The 16,220-nt window shown below is 67.0% G+C and carries 12 protein-coding genes; 9 read left to right on the top strand and 3 right to left on the bottom strand.

Annotated elements, in window-relative coordinates:
• Window positions 1–4 precede the first annotated feature (4 nt).
• The 5 genes from AC1DOX_RS11690 (at window position 5) to AC1DOX_RS11670 (ending at window position 5,372) form a co-directional block, all read left to right on the top strand.
• The gene (locus tag AC1DOX_RS11690) at window positions 5–3,205 is read left to right on the top strand and encodes an efflux RND transporter permease subunit (protein WP_477114020.1); all 3,201 of its coding nucleotides are present in this window, start codon (window positions 5–7) and stop codon (window positions 3,203–3,205) included.
• 161 nt (window positions 3,206–3,366) lie between these two features.
• Window positions 3,367–3,564, top strand: coding sequence for a hypothetical protein (locus AC1DOX_RS11685; RefSeq protein WP_441621325.1), 198 nt, complete (start codon window positions 3,367–3,369; stop codon window positions 3,562–3,564).
• Between the two features lie 76 nt (window positions 3,565–3,640).
• Window positions 3,641–4,150, top strand: a complete 510-nt coding sequence (locus AC1DOX_RS11680) for a MotA/TolQ/ExbB proton channel family protein (protein ID WP_092138385.1) — start codon at window positions 3,641–3,643, stop codon at window positions 4,148–4,150.
• Window positions 4,147–4,500, top strand: a complete 354-nt coding sequence (locus AC1DOX_RS11675; RefSeq protein WP_092138384.1) for a DUF2149 domain-containing protein — start codon at window positions 4,147–4,149, stop codon at window positions 4,498–4,500. The genes AC1DOX_RS11680 and AC1DOX_RS11675 overlap by 4 nt, the downstream gene beginning before the upstream one ends.
• Window positions 4,497–5,372 (top strand): ChaN family lipoprotein, encoded by an 876-nt coding sequence (locus AC1DOX_RS11670; RefSeq protein WP_441621322.1) that lies wholly within the window; start codon window positions 4,497–4,499, stop codon window positions 5,370–5,372. The genes AC1DOX_RS11675 and AC1DOX_RS11670 overlap by 4 nt, the downstream gene beginning before the upstream one ends.
• 67 nt (window positions 5,373–5,439) lie before the next feature.
• Here the strand turns inward: AC1DOX_RS11670 and AC1DOX_RS11665 are convergent, their stop codons facing one another.
• Together AC1DOX_RS11665 and AC1DOX_RS11660 are read right to left on the bottom strand one after the other, a co-directional pair.
• Window positions 5,440–6,930 carry a sensor histidine kinase gene (locus AC1DOX_RS11665; protein ID WP_441621320.1) on the bottom strand — a complete coding sequence of 497 codons (1,491 nt, stop codon included), beginning with the start codon at window positions 6,928–6,930 and terminating at the stop codon, window positions 5,440–5,442.
• Window position 6,931: 1 nt separating this feature from the next.
• A complete protein-coding gene (locus AC1DOX_RS11660; RefSeq protein WP_092138381.1) occupies window positions 6,932–7,606 on the bottom strand; it encodes a response regulator in 675 nt (224 codons plus the stop codon).
• A 218-nt stretch (window positions 7,607–7,824) separates the two neighbouring features.
• Between AC1DOX_RS11660 and AC1DOX_RS11655 the strand changes: the two genes are divergently transcribed.
• Window positions 7,825–9,024: an ABC transporter substrate-binding protein gene (locus AC1DOX_RS11655; RefSeq protein ID WP_441621318.1), complete on the top strand. Its 1,200-nt coding sequence runs from the start codon at window positions 7,825–7,827 to the stop codon at window positions 9,022–9,024.
• A 10-nt stretch (window positions 9,025–9,034) separates the two neighbouring features.
• Here AC1DOX_RS11655 and AC1DOX_RS11650 read toward each other — a convergent pair whose 3' ends face one another.
• Window positions 9,035–9,763, bottom strand: a complete 729-nt coding sequence (locus AC1DOX_RS11650) for a TetR family transcriptional regulator (RefSeq protein ID WP_441621316.1) — start codon at window positions 9,761–9,763, stop codon at window positions 9,035–9,037.
• Between the two features lie 500 nt (window positions 9,764–10,263).
• Here AC1DOX_RS11650 and AC1DOX_RS11645 point away from each other — a divergent pair, with 500 nt between their 5' ends.
• Genes AC1DOX_RS11645 through AC1DOX_RS11635 form a run of 3 tightly spaced genes read left to right on the top strand, consistent with a single transcriptional unit; the run spans window position 10,264 to window position 16,199 of the window.
• Window positions 10,264–11,520, top strand: a complete 1,257-nt coding sequence (locus tag AC1DOX_RS11645) for an efflux RND transporter periplasmic adaptor subunit (RefSeq protein WP_441621314.1) — start codon at window positions 10,264–10,266, stop codon at window positions 11,518–11,520.
• 36 nt (window positions 11,521–11,556) lie between these two features.
• A complete protein-coding gene (locus AC1DOX_RS11640) occupies window positions 11,557–14,721 on the top strand; it encodes an efflux RND transporter permease subunit (RefSeq protein WP_441621312.1) in 3,165 nt (1,054 codons plus the stop codon).
• Between the two features lie 2 nt (window positions 14,722–14,723).
• Window positions 14,724–16,199: an efflux transporter outer membrane subunit gene (locus tag AC1DOX_RS11635; RefSeq protein ID WP_441621310.1), complete on the top strand. Its 1,476-nt coding sequence runs from the start codon at window positions 14,724–14,726 to the stop codon at window positions 16,197–16,199.
• Window positions 16,200–16,220 lie beyond the last annotated feature (21 nt).

Genomic DNA, 16,220 nt, shown 5'->3' with positions numbered 1-16,220 from the left:
GACCATGACGCTGTCCGAGCTCTGTATCCGCCGGCCCGTCATGACGGTGCTGCTGTGCCTGGCCGTCATCGTGACGGGCATCGTGCTGTATCCGACGATCCCCATCGCGGCGCTGCCCAGCTTCAACTCGCCGGTGATCCAGGTCACCGCCACGCTGCCCGGGGCCAGCCCCGAGACCATGGCGGCATCCGTGGCGACCCAGCTGGAAAAGCAGTTCGCCACGATTCCGGGCGTGACGGTCATCAGTTCGTCCAACACGCTTGGCAATTCCAGCATCACGATCGAATTCAACAGCGACCGCGACATCGACGCCGCCGCCGTGGACGTGCAGGCCGCGCTGTTCCGCGCCCAGCGTTCGCTGCCGATCGAGATGACGGTGCCGCCGTCGTACCGCAAGGTGAACCCGGCCGATGCGCCGGTGCTGCTGCTGGCCATCAACTCGCCGGCCATGAGCCTGGCGGAGCTGAATGCCTTTGGCGACAACCTGATCTCGCCCACGCTGGCCACGCTGCCGGGCGTGGCGCAGGTGCAGATCTTCGGCCAGAAGCGCTTTTCGGTACGCGTACGCGCCCACCCGGACGCGCTGGCCGCACGTGGCCTGACGCTCGATGAACTGGCCACCGCGCTGAATCGCGCCAACGCCAATACGCCGGTCGGCACGCTCGACGGCGCCCGGCAGACGCTGACCATCCAGGCCAACCGGCAGATGACCAGCGCCGACGCGTTCCGCAACATCATCGTGGCCAGCCAGCCCAGCGGCGCCATCGCGCGCCTGTCCGACGTGGCCGACGTGGAAGACAGCGTCGAGACGATCAAGACCGGGAGCTGGCTCAATAACGAACGCTCCATTGTGCTGGCCGTGCTGCGCCAGCCGGACGCCAACACGGTGGCCGTGGTCGACTCGATCAAGGGCGCCCTGCCGCGCCTGATCCAGCAGATGCCGGGCTCGGTCAACGTGAGCGTGGTCAACGACCGCTCGATGTCGATCCGCGAGTCGATCCACGACGTGCAGTTCACGCTGGCGCTGACCGTGGCGCTGGTGGTGATGGTGATCTTCCTGTTCCTGCGCCGCGCGGCCGCCACGCTGATCCCCACCGTGTCGCTGCCGATCTCGCTGATCGGCACCGTGGCGCTGATGAAGGCCTTCGGCTACAGCCTTGACAACGTGTCGCTGCTGGCCATCACGCTGGCCGTGGGCCTGGTGGTGGACGACGCCATCGTGATGCTGGAAAACATCGTCCGCCACATCGAGGAAGGCGTGCCGCCGCTCAAGGCCGCGCTGGTCGGATCGCGCGAGATGGGCTTCACCATCCTGTCGATCTCGATCTCGCTGGTGGCGGTGTTCATTCCCATCTTCTTCATGCCGGGGGTGATCGGTCTGCTGTTCCACGAGTTCGCGGCGGTGGTGTCGCTATCGATCCTGGTGTCCGCGCTGGTGTCGCTGACGCTGATCCCGATGCTGTGCGCGCGCTTTCTCTCCGCCGAGAACGTGCCGGTGGACGAGTCGCAGCACGCTTATGGCGAGCATGCGGGCGGCGCGCCGGCGCATCGCGTGCAGCAGAAGCAGACGCTGGGCATGCGCTCCACACAGTGGTTCGAAGACCTGTTCGAATGGACGCTGCACAACTACGCGCGCGGGCTCGACTGGTGCCTCGTGCATCGACGCGTGGTGTTGGCGGCCGCCGGCCTGACGTTCGTGCTGACCGCCGTGCTGTTCGCCAAGATTCCCAAGGGCTTCTTCCCCGAGGAAGACATCGGCCAGATCCAGGTCAACGCCGAAGGTCCGCAGGACATTTCGTTCGATGCGATGGCCGACCGCCTGCGCGACGCCGCCGAGCGCATCCGCGCGAACCCGGCCGTGAAAAGCGTGGTGGCGTCGATCGGTGGCGGCCCCTCGCCCGCCATCAACACGGGCCGGATGTTCGTGGAGCTGAAGCCGCTCGGCGAGCGCCCCAAGATGCCGCGGGTGGTGGAATCGCTGCGCAAGGATGTCGCGGGTGTGCCGGGGCTGGCGGTGTATTTCTCGCCCGTGCAGAACCTGCGGCTGGGCGGCCGCCAGAGCAAGAGCCGCTACCAGTACACGCTGCAGAGCGTGAAGGCGGGACAGTTGCAGGAGTTCAGCGACAAGCTGATGGCGAAGATGCGCGCCGAGCCGATCTTCCGCGATGTCACGAGCGATTCGCAGCAGTCGGGTCTTGAGGCGCAACTGACGATCGACCGCGACAAGGCCAATGCACTCGGCGTGCAGATGCAGGACGTGCGTACGGCGCTGTACACGGCGTTTGGCGAACGGCAGGTGTCGACCATCTACACGCCGATTGACAATTACTACGTGATCCTGACCGCGGCCGATGTAGACCGTGAGGACGAGACCGCCTTCTCCAAGCTCTACGTGCGCAGCAAAACGGGCCAGATGGTGCCGGTTTCCGCATTCGCCACGACCGAGCGCCGGGTGGGCCCGATCGCCGTGAATCACCAGGGCCAGCTGCCGTCGGTGACGGTGTCGTTCAACCTGGCGCCGGGCGCGGCACTCGGTGACGCGTCGACAAGGATCGACCGGTTCCGCCAGGAGATCGAGATGCCGTCGGCGATCTTCACGAGCTGGGGCGGGGATGCCGCCGTGTTCCAGTCGTCGCAATCCACGCAGATTGTGCTGCTGGTGGCGGCCATCGCGGTGATCTACACCTTGCTGGGCGTGCTCTACGAGAGCTACATCCACCCGCTGACGATCCTGGCCGGCCTGCCGTCGGCAGCCATCGGCGCGTTGCTGACGCTGTTCCTATTCAACGTGGAGTTGTCGCTGATCGCGACGATCGGTGTGCTGATGCTGATCGGCATCGTCAAGAAGAACGCGATCATGATGATCGACTTCGCGCTGGCGGCGCAGCGCGAGCAAGGCATGGCGCCGGCCAAGGCAATCCGACAGGCGTGCCTGCTCCGGTTCCGGCCGATCATGATGACGACGTTCGCCGCCGTGATGGGCGCCCTGCCCCTCGCGCTGGGCCTTGGCGCCGGCGCGGAGCTGCGCCAGCCGCTGGGCCTGGCCGTGGTGGGCGGCCTGCTGTTCTCGCAGGTCATCACGCTGTTCATCACGCCGGTCATCTACCTGGCGCTGGATCGCTTCTCCGGCACCGGCCCGCTGCAGATCGACGCGGAAGGCAATCCGCTGCAGGACCCTGAGCCGGTAGCCGTCACGCAGCACTGAGTACGCGGCGGCCCACTGCCGACCCGCCCAAGGGCGCCCCATTGCGGGCGCCCTTTTTCTTGCATGCGCCCCGGCAGCCACTCGCGCTGCCCGGAGAGTGTGTCTCTTTGTAACAACACGTCGCGGCGGCTCCGCATTTCAAAGTCTTTACGGCTCGGCCAGTGGCCGAAGAAGCTGGCGTTCTCGCTCTGGAGTGTGGAAACGATGCGCCACCAGACGTCCAGGGCATGGAAGGGGTGCCGCGCAAGGCGCCGGCGGCGGACATCGTGCCAGTGCTATCGTGGCTGGCTGGCGGTATCGCGTTGGCGGCGGCAGTCATTGGCGGCGCCATCAGCGCGCGCCGAAGACTGAGCGGCTGATTAGCGGCACGAATGATCGCATCCCGTATTCGAGTATTGCCATCCATCGCAACGATTTTGATTCTGTCGATTCACCATGACGCCTACCCTGCTTGAAACCCTGATGTACGACGTCGGCCAGCTGTTCCTGTATCCGACGCTGGCCCTGATCGGGCTGCTGTTCCTTTACGCGTTCTGGGCGCTGGGCGAATTCGCCATGCAGGCCTGGCTGCGGCGGCGCCATCCGATCCAGTCCGGCCGCGGGTACGTGCTGGTGGCCTGGGCCCGGCGCAACAAGGTCAGCCACCCCGACGCGCTGGACGTGACCGCCCATCGCCTGCTGGAGCGTCCGCGCATTGCCACGCGCGTGGCGCCGATGCTGGGGCTGGTGGCCACCATGATTCCGATGGGCCCGGCGTTGAAGAGCCTGTCTGGCGGCAACCTGGCCAACGTGGGCGAGAACCTCACGATCGCGTTTTCGGCGGTGATCCTGGCGCTGATCGCGGCCAGCATTACCTTCTGGGTGGTCAACGTGCGCCGCCGCTGGCTGGCGGAAGAACTGGTCTGGCTGGGACAGTCGCATCCGCAATGGGAGGCCGATGAATGAGGTTCCTCGAGGAAAGCGAAGCCGACGACCCGATCCTGTCGGTCGTCAACCTGATCGACGTCTTCCTGGTGGTGATCGCGGCGCTGCTGGTGGCCATCGCGCAGAACCCGATGAATCCGTTCACGCATGACGACGTGACGATCATCACCAACCCGGGCAAGCCGAACATGGAGATCGTGTCGCGGCAGGGAGAAAAGATCGTGCGCTACCAGGCCAGCGGCCAGGTGGGCAGCGGCGACGGCATCAAGGCCGGCGTGGCGTACCGGATGAAGGACGGATCGATGGTCTACGTGCCCGAGACGCAGGGCGCCACGCAGGCCCAGACGCAGCCGGAAGCGCCCAAGCCATGATTCGCCCACGTCGAGCATTTCGCACATGCCGGCCGCACATCGCCATCGCACTGCTGGTGGCCGCGCTGGCCGGCTGCGCGGCGACGCCTCCCTTGCCGTCGACTTCCCCGTCGCCCGAGGCCGTCGGCGCCGGGTTCGCCGGCAAGTCGTACGTGTTGCTGGGCGAGGTTCACGACAACGCGGCGGCCCAGCAGCAGCGACTGCAGGCGCTGACCCGCGCGGTGGAGACGGGCTGGCGTCCCGCGATTGCCATGGAGCAGTTTGATCGCGAGCGCCAGGCCGATATCGACCGCGCACGAGTGGCGCGGCCGCGCGACGCCGACTACCTGATCGCGCAGGCAGCCGGCGGCAAGAGTGGGTGGGAATGGCCACTGTATCGGCCGGTGGTAGCGCTGGCGTTGCAGTACGACCTGCCGCTGCTGGCTGCCAACCTGTCGCGCGCGGATGCGGCGAAGATCGTGCGCGGCGGACTGGGCGAGGTGTTCCCGACGGCGCAGCAGGCGGCGCTCGGACTGGACAAGCCGCTGCCGGTGGATATCGTCGCGGCGCAGACGGCGGTGCTTGACGCAGGGCACTGCGGGCATTTTCCGAAGGCGATGCTGCCAGGCATGCTGAACGCGCAAGCCGCGCGCGATGCGGTGATGGCGGAAACGCTGCGCCCCTACGCGGGCCGCGGCGCGGTGCTGATCGCAGGAAACGGGCACGTGCGGCGGGACCTGGGCGTGCCGCGCTGGATCGGCGGCGATGCGCGCGGCGTGGTCAGCGTTGGCTACCTGGAGCCGGACAGCCCGTCCGATGGCTTTGACGCCGTGGTGCGCGTGGCGGCAACGGAGCGGAAAGACCCTTGCGCGGGGGCGGTGGTCAAGCAGTAGCCGCGTCGCGATCGGGCTGATTGTCTGACCCCCTTGCGCAGGTGCGAGGGGGCAGGCCTACGGAGGTTCAGGCGCTGTCGGCCTGAGCGAGCGCGAGCTCCAGTTCGGCCCGAACCCCCTGCCCCTGCGTCGCATCGCGCAGGGTCACCGCGCCACCGCATCGCGCCGCCATCTCGCGCGAGATGGCCAGGCCCAGTCCCGATCCGGGTTCGGTGTTCTCCACCCGCCGGTAGAAGCGCGCGAACACCTTCTCGCGCTCGGCCTCCGGAATCCCTGGGCCGTCGTCTTCCACGGCCAGCAGCGCGCGCCCATCGACACACGATGCCGACAGCGTAATGCGGCTGCCGCGCCCCGAATACTGGATGGCGTTGTGGACAAGGTTCGCCAGCGCCTCGCGCAGCAGCGCCGCGTCGGCGCGCACCGGCAGCACCAGCCCCGTGGGGCGTTCCCAGCCAAAGTCCTGCTGCTTGCCGCGTGCGAGTGGCAGGTAGTCCAGCGCCACCTGTTCCGCCACCTTGACCGCGTCAACGATATCGACGGCATCCGCCGGGCTTGAACCATCGCGCGACGGCTGACGCACGCGCGCCAGGGCGAGAAGCTGGTTGGTCAGTCGCGCCGCCTGCTCCAGCTGCGTGACGATGCCGCCCACCGCCTCGCTGGCGGCCTCACGAGACGCCGCGCCATCGCCGCGCGAGCAAAGCTGCCGTTGCGCGAACTCGGCCTGCGTCTTCAGGATGGCGAGCGGTGTGCGGAGCTGGTGCGCGGCATCGGCGATGAACTGGGCCTGCGATTGCGCCATCGCCTCGGATCGCGACACGTGCAGGTTCACCGCATCGACCAGCGGACGCACTTCGACCGGCACGCGGTCGAATTCCAGCGGCGTCAGGTCTTCGGGCGAGCGGGCGCGCACATCATCGCGCACGCGCGACAGTGGCTTCAGCACGTAGGTGATGCCGCCCACGAGAATTGCCGCGGAAAGCACGATCAGGGCGACGTCGCGCAGCAACGCGCTACGCCAGACATTGCCGATCAGCGCCGCGCGCGGTTCGGCCGTTTCCGCCACCTGGATGATCACGCGGATGCGCGCATCGGGCCGGTAGATCGGGCGCGCCATGGCGGCGATCCGCACCGGGTCGCCACGATACGTCGCGTCGTAGAAGCGGGGCTGGTTATTGAGGAGCGGGCCTGGCGGCAGCGGCAGGTCGTCGTAGCCGGTCACGGTCTCGACGCTGCCGGCGCGCTCCATCGAGACGCGATAGAAGACGTGGGTCTGCGCGGCGGTTTCGAACATTTCCATGGCCGCGTCGGGCAGCGTGAGCTGCACGCTTTCGCCGGCCATGCCGATGGCGTTGTCGATCGTGCGGACGGAGCCGTAGAGGGAGCGGTCGTACGCGGTATTGGCCGCGTCACGCAGCGTGCCGTAGGTGAACCAGGTGTCGACGGCCATCATCAGCGCCAGCGCCGGCACCAGCAGGATCAGCAGCTGGCGGCGCAGGCTGCCGCGCAGCCACAGCCGCACCGGCAGGCGCGCGCGCTGGCGCAGGTGGCGACGCCACATCTCAGGCCTCGGCCTCGGGTTCCAGCAGGTAGCCGAACCCGCGCAGCGTGACGATGGTGACGCCGTGGCCAGTCAGCTTCTTGCGCAGGCGGTAGACGAGTACTTCGATGGCATCCGGGCTCACGTCGGCGTCGAGCGAGAACACCTTGTCGAGCAACTGGGCCTTGGTCAGGGGCTGGCCGCTCCGGGCCAGCAGGGCGCCGAGCAGCGTGGATTCGCGTGGCGTCAGGGCCAGCGGCGCGCCGCCAAGCGTAAAGCTGCGCGTCTCGCCGTCGAACACCAGCGTCCCGCATTGCAGGCGCGGATGGGCGCGGCCGCGGCTGCGGCGGATCAGCGCCAGAATGCGCGCTTCCAGTTCGGCAATGGCAAACGGCTTGGGCAGGTAATCGTCCGCGCCGAGGTTCAGTCCGCGCACGCGTTCGTCGAGCGTGTCCTGCGCGGTCAGGATCAGCACCGGGGTGCGATCGTCACGGCCGCGCATCGCCTTGAGTACGGCCAGGCCGTCCTTGCCCGGCAGGCGCAGGTCGAGGACCACGGCGTCGTACTCCTCGGCCATCAGGCGAGATTCCGCCTGCAGGCCGTCGGCCACATGCTCGATGACAAAGCCGCCCTGCTCCAGCGCGCGCGCCACCCAGCGGGCCAGTTCCACCTCGTCTTCCACCAGCAGGATGCGCATGCCCGACCTCCTCTGCCGGATCTTGAATCGAGGCCGCGGGGTGCGTCCTGAGGGCGCCTATAATACCTCCGCCCTGCCTGCCGGTGTCGGCCGGCGCCTCCGCCGGGACCGTCCGCGCCGGCTCTCGCATCGCCATGAATTCTCCGAGTCCTTTGCCGAATTCCCAGAGCCCTCCGAGTCCCCCGGTTTCCCCCAGCTCCCCCAGCCGCCCGAGTCCCTTGTCCAGTCGCCTCCCCGCATCGTTGCCGCCGCCCCTTGTCTCGCCGACCCGTCGCGAGCTGTTGCGGGCGGGCGCTGCCGTGGCCACCGTCGCCGCCACAGGTGCATCCGCCAACCCGACCTTCGCCCAAGCGCCCGCGCGGCCTGCCGTGCCCGCCGGCTACCCGGCCGACTACGACGGCATCATCCGGCGCGCGCAGCGCGAAGGCGCGGTGACGGTATACGCCTCCACGGACGTCGAAGTGGTACAGCCGTTGATTGCCGCGTTCGAGGCGCGCTACCCGGGCATCCGCGTGCGCTATCAGGACCTGAACACGGTGGAGCTGCACAATCGCTTCCTGGCGGAAAGCGTCAGCCTGGGCACGGCGCGGCCGGGGCGCGATGCCGACTATGCCGATGTGCTGTGGAGCACGGCGATGGATCTTCAGATCAAGCTCGTCAACGACGGCTACGCGCAGCGCTACGAGTCGCCCGAACGTGGTGGCTTGCCGAGCTGGGCGGTGTGGCGCGACGAGGCCTGGGGCACGACATTCGAGCCGGCCGTGATCGTCTACAACCGCAAGCATTTCGAGCGCACGCACGTGCCCGGCAGCCGCAGCGGGCTGGCGCGCCTGCTGCAGGAGCGAGCGCCGCAGTGGCGGGGAAAAGTCATTACCTACGATGTGGAGCGATCTGGCGTGGGCTACCTGCTGGCGCAGCAGGATGCCCGCATGGGCAGCGAATTCTGGTACCTAGCGCAGGCGCTGGGGCGCGCCCAGGTGCAGTTGTCGGCCTCGACGGCGGACATGATCGAGCGCATCGCCAGCGGGGAACTGGTGCTCGGCTACAACCTGCTGGGTTCGTACGCGCTGTCGTTGATGGAGCGCGGTGCCGCGATCGGCGTGATCGCACCGCGGGACTACACACTGGTGATGTCGCGCGTGGCCTTCATCGCGCGGCAGTCGCCACGGCCCAACGCGGCGCGGCTATGGCTGGACTTCCTGTTGTCGCGCGACGGTCAGGGGTTCCTGGGCAAGTCCACGTCCCAGCTCTATACGATCCGCACGGATACGGACAGCACGCATACCGCCAATGCGCTGGCGGAGCGGCTCGGCTATGCGCTCAAGCCGATCAGCGTGGGGCCGGGCCTGCTGGCCGCACAGGATGCGCTACGCAAGAAAGCCTTCCTCGCGCGCTGGCGCGAGGCATTACGGGGCTGAGGGAGGAGGCCTACTCGGCCAGTTCCTGATGGGTTTGTGTCGCTTGCTGGTGATCGCAGAACGATGCCATTTCCGCGTCGAGCGGGGCCATCGGGCGCGGCACGTAGCCCTTGCGCAGGGCGGGTGACAGCCTGAGGGTATCGATGAACGCGTCGGCCAGGCGCTCGGCGTGGTGATTCAGGTCGAAGTCTTCCGGGGAAAACAACCAGTGCGCCAGGACGCCGCCGATCGCCGCGTGGAACGCGTTGACGGCCAGCGGCAGGTCCAGGTCGGCGGAAAGCTGGCCGCGCTCGATGGCAAGGCGCAGGTGCTCATGCATCTTGATCAGGCCTTCCTGATGAGACTGGCGCTGACGCTCGAAGATGGCGCCGTTGTCCTGCACCATCTCGCACTTGTGGAAAATGATCTCGAACACCCGGCGCCACTGCGGGTTCACGACGGTCTGCCGGAAGACAAAGGCACAGATGTCGCGGATGCCGCCGAGCGGGTCTTCCTGCAACGCAAGCCGCTCGGGCGCGCAAAGCGCCTCGACGGGCAGGTTGACGCGGTCGCACATGGCCGCGAACACGTCGCTCTTGTTCTTGAAGTGCCAGTAGATGGCGCCGCGCGTGACGCCGGCCGCTTCGGCAATATCGGCGAGTGACGGGCGCGCCACGCCGCGGGCGTGGAACACGGCTTCAGCCGCATCCAGTATCCGGTTGCGCGTCTCGAGTGCTTCTTCCTTGGTACGTCTGACCATTTCCTCTTCCTGCCAGCGGCAACGCCGCCCAGGTCTCCTTGTGTCATCGCCGCGTGGGGAATCCGTGATGACTCTCTCTTTCTTGCTGTCACCGCGGGTGCCAGCGGGGCGCATCCTAACCCGTCAGCAACATTCTTGCTCACGGGTATCCCAAATCGACAAGAGAAACCGGCTACCAAAGTGTTGCAGAAGGCGCCGGAATGCTCGTATGGGCTTAACATACATGCTTGAATGTATATATACTACGCCCTCGCCTGGCATCCGGCCAGCCCGAATCTTGTGACGTCCTGCACGCCAGGTGACGCCACCGCCTGCCGGAGCGCCAGGCCAATCCTGCCTGTTTTCAAGTAATGGTCTGGCTCGCCGCCGATAACGATGCGCGGCGTGCCGTGACCAGCATGACCTGTTTTGCCGCCGCGTCCCGCCCTCGGGTCGCGTCTGCCCTGAGCCGAGGTTTGGGGCAATGCGTCAGATCTCAAATTGCCATCATGGGGTTATCGATGAGGAAGTCCCAACGTATCCGTTGCGTTGCCGCCGCCCTGGCGGTCCTGGTGTTGTCTGCCTGTGGCCAGAAGGCCCCGCAAGGCGGCGCCATGCCGCCGCCGGAAGTGGGTGTTGTTACCGTCACACCGTCCGCCGTCGCCGTTGTCAATGAACTGCCGGGCCGCCTGGAAGGCGTCCGTACCGCGGAAGTGCGCGCCCGCGTGGAAGGCATTGTCCTGTCCCGCAACTACGCCGAAGGCGGCGAGGTCAAGGCCGGGCAGGTGCTCTTCCGCATCGATCCGGCCCCTTACCAGGCCCAGCTGGCCTCGGCGAAGGCCCAGCTGGAGCGAGCGGAAGCCAATGCGGTGTCCGCCCGCCAGAAGGCCGAGCGCTACAAGCCGCTGGTGGCCGTGAACGCCGTCAGCAAGCAGGAATATGACGAGGCCGTGGCCGCCGCCGGCCAGGCCAACGCCGACATCGCCGCCGCCAAGGCGGCTGTCACCACGGCCCAGATCAACCTGGGCTACACCACCGTCACCGCGCCGATCTCCGGCCGTGCGGGCCGCGCACTCGTCACCGAAGGCGCGCTCGTCGGCAAGGGCGAAGCCACCCGGCTGACGACCGTGGAGCAGGTCGACCCGATCTGGGTGACCTTCACGCAGCCGGCCTCGGAAGTGGCCCGCCTGCGCCGGGCGATCGAGTCCGGCGCGGTCAAGGGCGTGAACGGCGGCGCGCGCGTGCACCTCTTCCCCGAGGGCGGCGAGCGCGAGTATGGCCAGACCGGCAAGCTGCTGTTCTCGGACATGACCGTCGACCCGACCACCGGTTCGATCACGCTGCGTGCCGAATTTCCCAACCCGAGGCGCGAACTGCTGTCCGGCACCTTCGTGCGCGTGAAGATCGAACAGGGCGTGGATGAGAACGCGCTGACCGTCCCGCAACGCGCACTGATCCGCAGCGCCCAGGGCGCCAGCGTGATGGTGGTGGGTACGGATGGCAAGGTGGCTGCCGTGCCGGTCAAGGCGCCGCAGGCGATTGGTGACCGCTGGATCGTCACCGAAGGCCTGAAGGGTGGTGAAAAGGTAATCGTGGAAGGCCTGCAGAAGATCAAGCCGGGCGCGCCCGCCAAGGCCGTGCCGTTCCAGGCGCCGCAGACCGCGGCCGCTCCGGTGGCACCGGCGTCCGGCGTGGCGCCGCAGGAAGCCGACAAGGGCAGCGCCAAGGACAGCAGCAAGTCCGAAGCCAGCAACCAGGCACCTGCCAAGCACGGCTAACCACAGCGCAATCGCCATACATAGGGAGCCAGATTCATGGCCAAGTTTTTTATCGACCGGCCGGTGTTCGCGTGGGTGCTCGCGCTGATCATCGCGCTGGGCGGGTTGCTGGCGATCCTGCAGCTGCCGATCGCCCAGTACCCCAACATCGCTCCGCCGATCATCTCGGTGACCACGAGCTACCCCGGTGCGTCCGCCAAGACCATCGAGGACTCGGTGGTGTCCGTGATCGAGCAGGAACTGAACGGCGCGCCGAACCTGCTGTATTACGAGTCGACCAGTGAGGCGTCCGGGCTGGCGTCGATCAACATCGCGTTTGCCCCCGGCTCCAACGTCGACCTGAACTCGGTGGAAGTGCAGAACCGCCTGAAGCGCGTGGAAGCACGTCTGCCCGCCGAGGTACGCCAGCAAGGCGTGAAGGTGGACAAGGCCGGCAACAACTACATGATGTTCATCACGGTCTCGTCCAAGTCCGGCAATTCGGACGCGATCGCGCTCGGCAACTTCGTCTCCGCGCAGGTGGTGGATTCCATCCGCCGCGTGCCTGGCGTGGGCTCGGCCGACCTGTTCGGCACCGAGTACGCCATGCGGATCTGGCTGGACCCGGCCAAGCTGACCGGGTTCAACCTGACGCCGCTGGACGTGACCGCCGCCGTCGCCGAGCAGAACATCCAGGTTGCCGTGGGCGAGCTGGGCGGCACGCCGTCGCCCAAGGGCACGGAGCTCAACGCCACCGTCAACACGGAAAGCCGGCTGACCACGCCGGAGCAGTTCGCCAACATCCTGCTGCGGGTCAATCCGGACGGTTCGTCGGTGCGCATCAAGGACGTGGGCCGCGTGGAACTGGGCGGCGCGGACTACTCGACGCTGGCCCGTACCAACGGCAAGCCGGCATCCGCCATCGCCATCAAGCTCGCGCCGACCGGTAACGCGCTGGCCACGGCCACGGCCGTGCGTGCCAAGATGGAGGAGCTTGCCAAGTACTTCCCGGCGGACTACGAGTTCAGCGTGCCGTACGATACCTCGGCCTTCGTCAAGATCTCCATCGAGGAAGTGGTCAAGACGCTGCTGGAAGCCGTGGTGCTGGTGTTCCTGGTGATGTACCTGTTCCTGCAGAACTTCCGTGCCACGCTGATCCCGACCCTGGTGGTGCCGATCGCGTTGCTGGGCACGTTCGGCGCGCTGCTCGCGTTCGGGTTCTCGATCAACGTGCTGACGATGTTTGGCATGGTGCTGGCGATCGGTATCCTGGTGGACGATGCCATCGTGGTGGTGGAGAACGTCGAGCGGATCATGAGCGAGGAAGGTCTCTCGCCGCGTGACGCCACGCGCAAGGCGATGGGCCAGATCACCGGCGCCATCATCGGCATCACACTGGTGCTGACTGCGGTGTTCGTGCCGATGGCGTTCTTCTCCGGCTCGGTCGGCAACATCTATCGCCAGTTCTCGCTGTCGCTGATCGCCTCGATGGCGTTCTCCGCGGTGCTGGCGCTGACGCTGACTCCGGCGCTGTGCGCGACCCTGCTCAAGCCGGTCGAGGCTGGCCATCATCACGAGAAGACGGGTTTCTTCGGCTGGTTCAACCGCACGTTCGCCACGGCATCCACTGGCTATCAGGGGATCGTGGCGCGCATCCTCAAGCGCTCGGGCCGTTACCTGATCATCTACCTGGTCATCATCGCTGGCGTGGTGGTGCTGTTCAAGCGGCTGCCGTCGTCGTTCCTGCCTGATGAAGACCAGGGCTACATGATCACCGTGGTGCAGCTGCCGCAGGGCGCCACGCAGGAGCGGACCATAGGCGTGCTCAAGCAGATCGAGGACTACTACCTGCAGAAGGAATCCAAGGTGGTGGACCAGATGATCACGGTCGCGGGCTTCTCGTTCTTCGGCCGCGGCCAGAACGGTGGTATCGCGTTCGTGCGGCTGAAGGACTGGAAGGAGCGCACCGGCGCGGACGAAACGGCGCAGGCGCTGGTCGGTCGTGCGTTTGGCACGCTGTCGTTCATCAAGGACGCGATCATCTTCCCGCTGAATCCGCCGGCGATCGCCGAGCTGGGCAATTCGTCGGGCTTTGACTTCCGCCTGCAGGACCGTACCGGCCAGGGCCACGCCAAGCTGATGGAAGCGCGGAACATGATGCTCGGCATGGCTGGGCAGTCGCCGGCGCTGATGGGCGTGCGCCCCGAAGGCCAGGAGGACGCGCCGCAGCTCAAGATCGACATCGATCGCGAGAAGGCGCGCACGCTGGGCGTGTCGGTGGCGGACATCAACTCCACGCTGACCATTGCCTTCGGTTCCTCGTACGTGAACGACTTCATCTACGAAGGCCGCGTGCGTCGCGTGATCGTGCAGGCCGAAGGCGCGGACCGCCGTCTGCCCGATGACCTGACCAAGCTGCGCGTGCGCAATGCCAACGGCGACATGGTGGCATTCGCGTCGTTCGCGACGTCGCAGTGGATCATGGGTTCGCCGCGCCTGGAGCGTTACAACGGCATGCCGGCGGTGAAGATCGCTGGTCAGGCCGCACCGGGCAAGTCCACGGGCGAGGCCATGCGCGAAATGGAGCAGAACTTTGCCAAGCTGCCGCCGGGCTTCGGCTTCGAGTGGTCTGGCCAGTCGTACGAAGAACGCCTGGCGGGATCGCAGGAGCCGATTCTCTATACGCTGTCGCTGGTGATCGTGTTCCTGTGCCTGGCGGCGCTGTATGAGAGCTGGTCGATTCCGGTCGCGGTGCTGCTGGTGGTGCCGCTCGGCGTGCTGGGCGCACTGCTCGGCGTGACGATGCGCGGCATGCCCAACGACGTGTACTTCAAGGTGGGCCTGATCGCGACGATCGGCCTGTCGGCGAAGAACGCCATTCTGATCGTGGAGTTCGCCAAGGACCTGCAGGCGCAAGGCAAGGGCCTGATCGAAGCCACGCTGGAGGCGGTGCACTTGCGGTTCCGCCCGATTCTGATGACGTCGATGGCGTTTATCCTGGGCGTGCTGCCGCTGGCGATTGCCACCGGCGCGGGCTCGGGTAGCCAGCGCGCGATCGGTACGGGTGTGATGGGCGGGATGATCACGGCCACGCTGCTGGCGATCTTCCTGGTGCCGGTCTTCTTCGTCGTGGTGCGTGGCTGGTTCAAGGGCAGCGAGCGTCAGCGCAAGCTGGAGCAGGCGCGCCTCGAGGCTAACGTCGACGGCCAGGAGAAAATCTGACTATGACCAAGACACTGACCACATTGTTGTTGGTGGCGGGCGTACTGAGCGGCTGCACGATGGCGCCGCACTATGACCGCCCCGCCCCGCCGGTGGCCGGCGGCTACCCGGCCGCGCCGGAAGGCTACGCGACCGCCGAAGTGAAGAGCGGCGAGACGCGCCGCGCCACGGATATCGGCTGGCGCGAGTTCTTCCGCGACCCGCGCCTGCAAGGCCTGATCGCGACGTCGCTCGAGAACAACCGCGACCTGCGCCAGGCCGCGCTGCGGATCGAGGAAGCCCGTGCGCTGTATCGTGTGCAACGCGCGGACTTGCTGCCGACGCTGAACGGTAACGCCAGCTTCACGCGCGGCACGGCGCTCGGATCGCAGACGCCGCTCGTTCAGTCGGCCACGGGCAACACCTATCAGGTGGGCTTGTCGGTGACGCAGTGGGAGCTCGACTTCTTCGGCCGCGTGCGCAGCCTGTCCAATGCCGCGCTGGCGCAGTACTTCGCCACCGAGGAAGCGCACCGCGCCGTGTATATCTCGCTGGTATCGGAGGTTGCCAAGGCCTATCTGTCGGAGCGCGCCTTCGCCGAGCAATACGAACTGGCCCGCGATTCCCTCACGGCACGCCAAAGCACGTTCGAGCTGGCCCAGAAGCGGTTTGACGCGGGCGCGACGTCCGCACTGGACCTGCGCGATAACGAGTCGCTGGTGGCCCAGGCCCGGGTCGCCGCCGCGCAGTTGGCCCGCCAGCGCGCGCAGGCGCAGAACGCGCTCGAGGTGCTGGTCGGCAAGCCGATCGCCCAGATCCCGAACCTGCCGGAGCCGATGCGTCTGTCGGACGAGCGGATCATCAGCGACATCCCCGAAGGCCTGCCTTCGGACCTGCTGACGCAGCGCCCAGACATTCGCCAGGCGGAGCAGGAACTGCTGTCCGCCAACGCCAACATCGGCGCGGCGCGTGCGGCGTTCTTCCCGCGCATCACGATGACGGCCAGCGCCGGCACGATCAGCCCGACCTTCTCGGGGCTGTTTGACGCCGGCACGCACGCGTGGTCCTTCGCGCCACAACTGGTGCTGCCGATCTTCGACTATGGCCGCAACCTGTCGAATCTGGACGTAGCCAACGTCCGCAAGAACATCCAGATCGCCAACTACGAGAAGACCATCCAGGTGGCCTTCAGCGAAGTGGCGGATGCACTGGTGGCGCGCGGCACGCTGGAAGAACAGGTATCGGGCCAGGAGCAGCAGCGCAACGCCGAGTCAGCGCGGTACGAGCTGTCGCGCTTGCGCTTCCGCAGCGGCGTGGCCAGCTATCTGGACGAGCTCGACGCGCAGCGCCAGTTGTTCACGGCGGAGCAGGCACTGGTGCAGGCGCGCCAGTTGCGGCTGGTCAACGCGATCGATCTCTATCGCGCGCTTGGCGGCGGACTGAACGAGAGCGGACCCGTGGCACAGGCGACACCGCCGCAAGGCACCACGACGCAGTAGGCATCGCGTCGGCAGCATGCA

The organism is Cupriavidus sp. 01L415, from assembly GCF_056400065.1.
The sequence above is the reverse complement of the archived record's forward strand: the minus strand, read 5'-3'. Positions and strand labels throughout refer to the sequence as shown.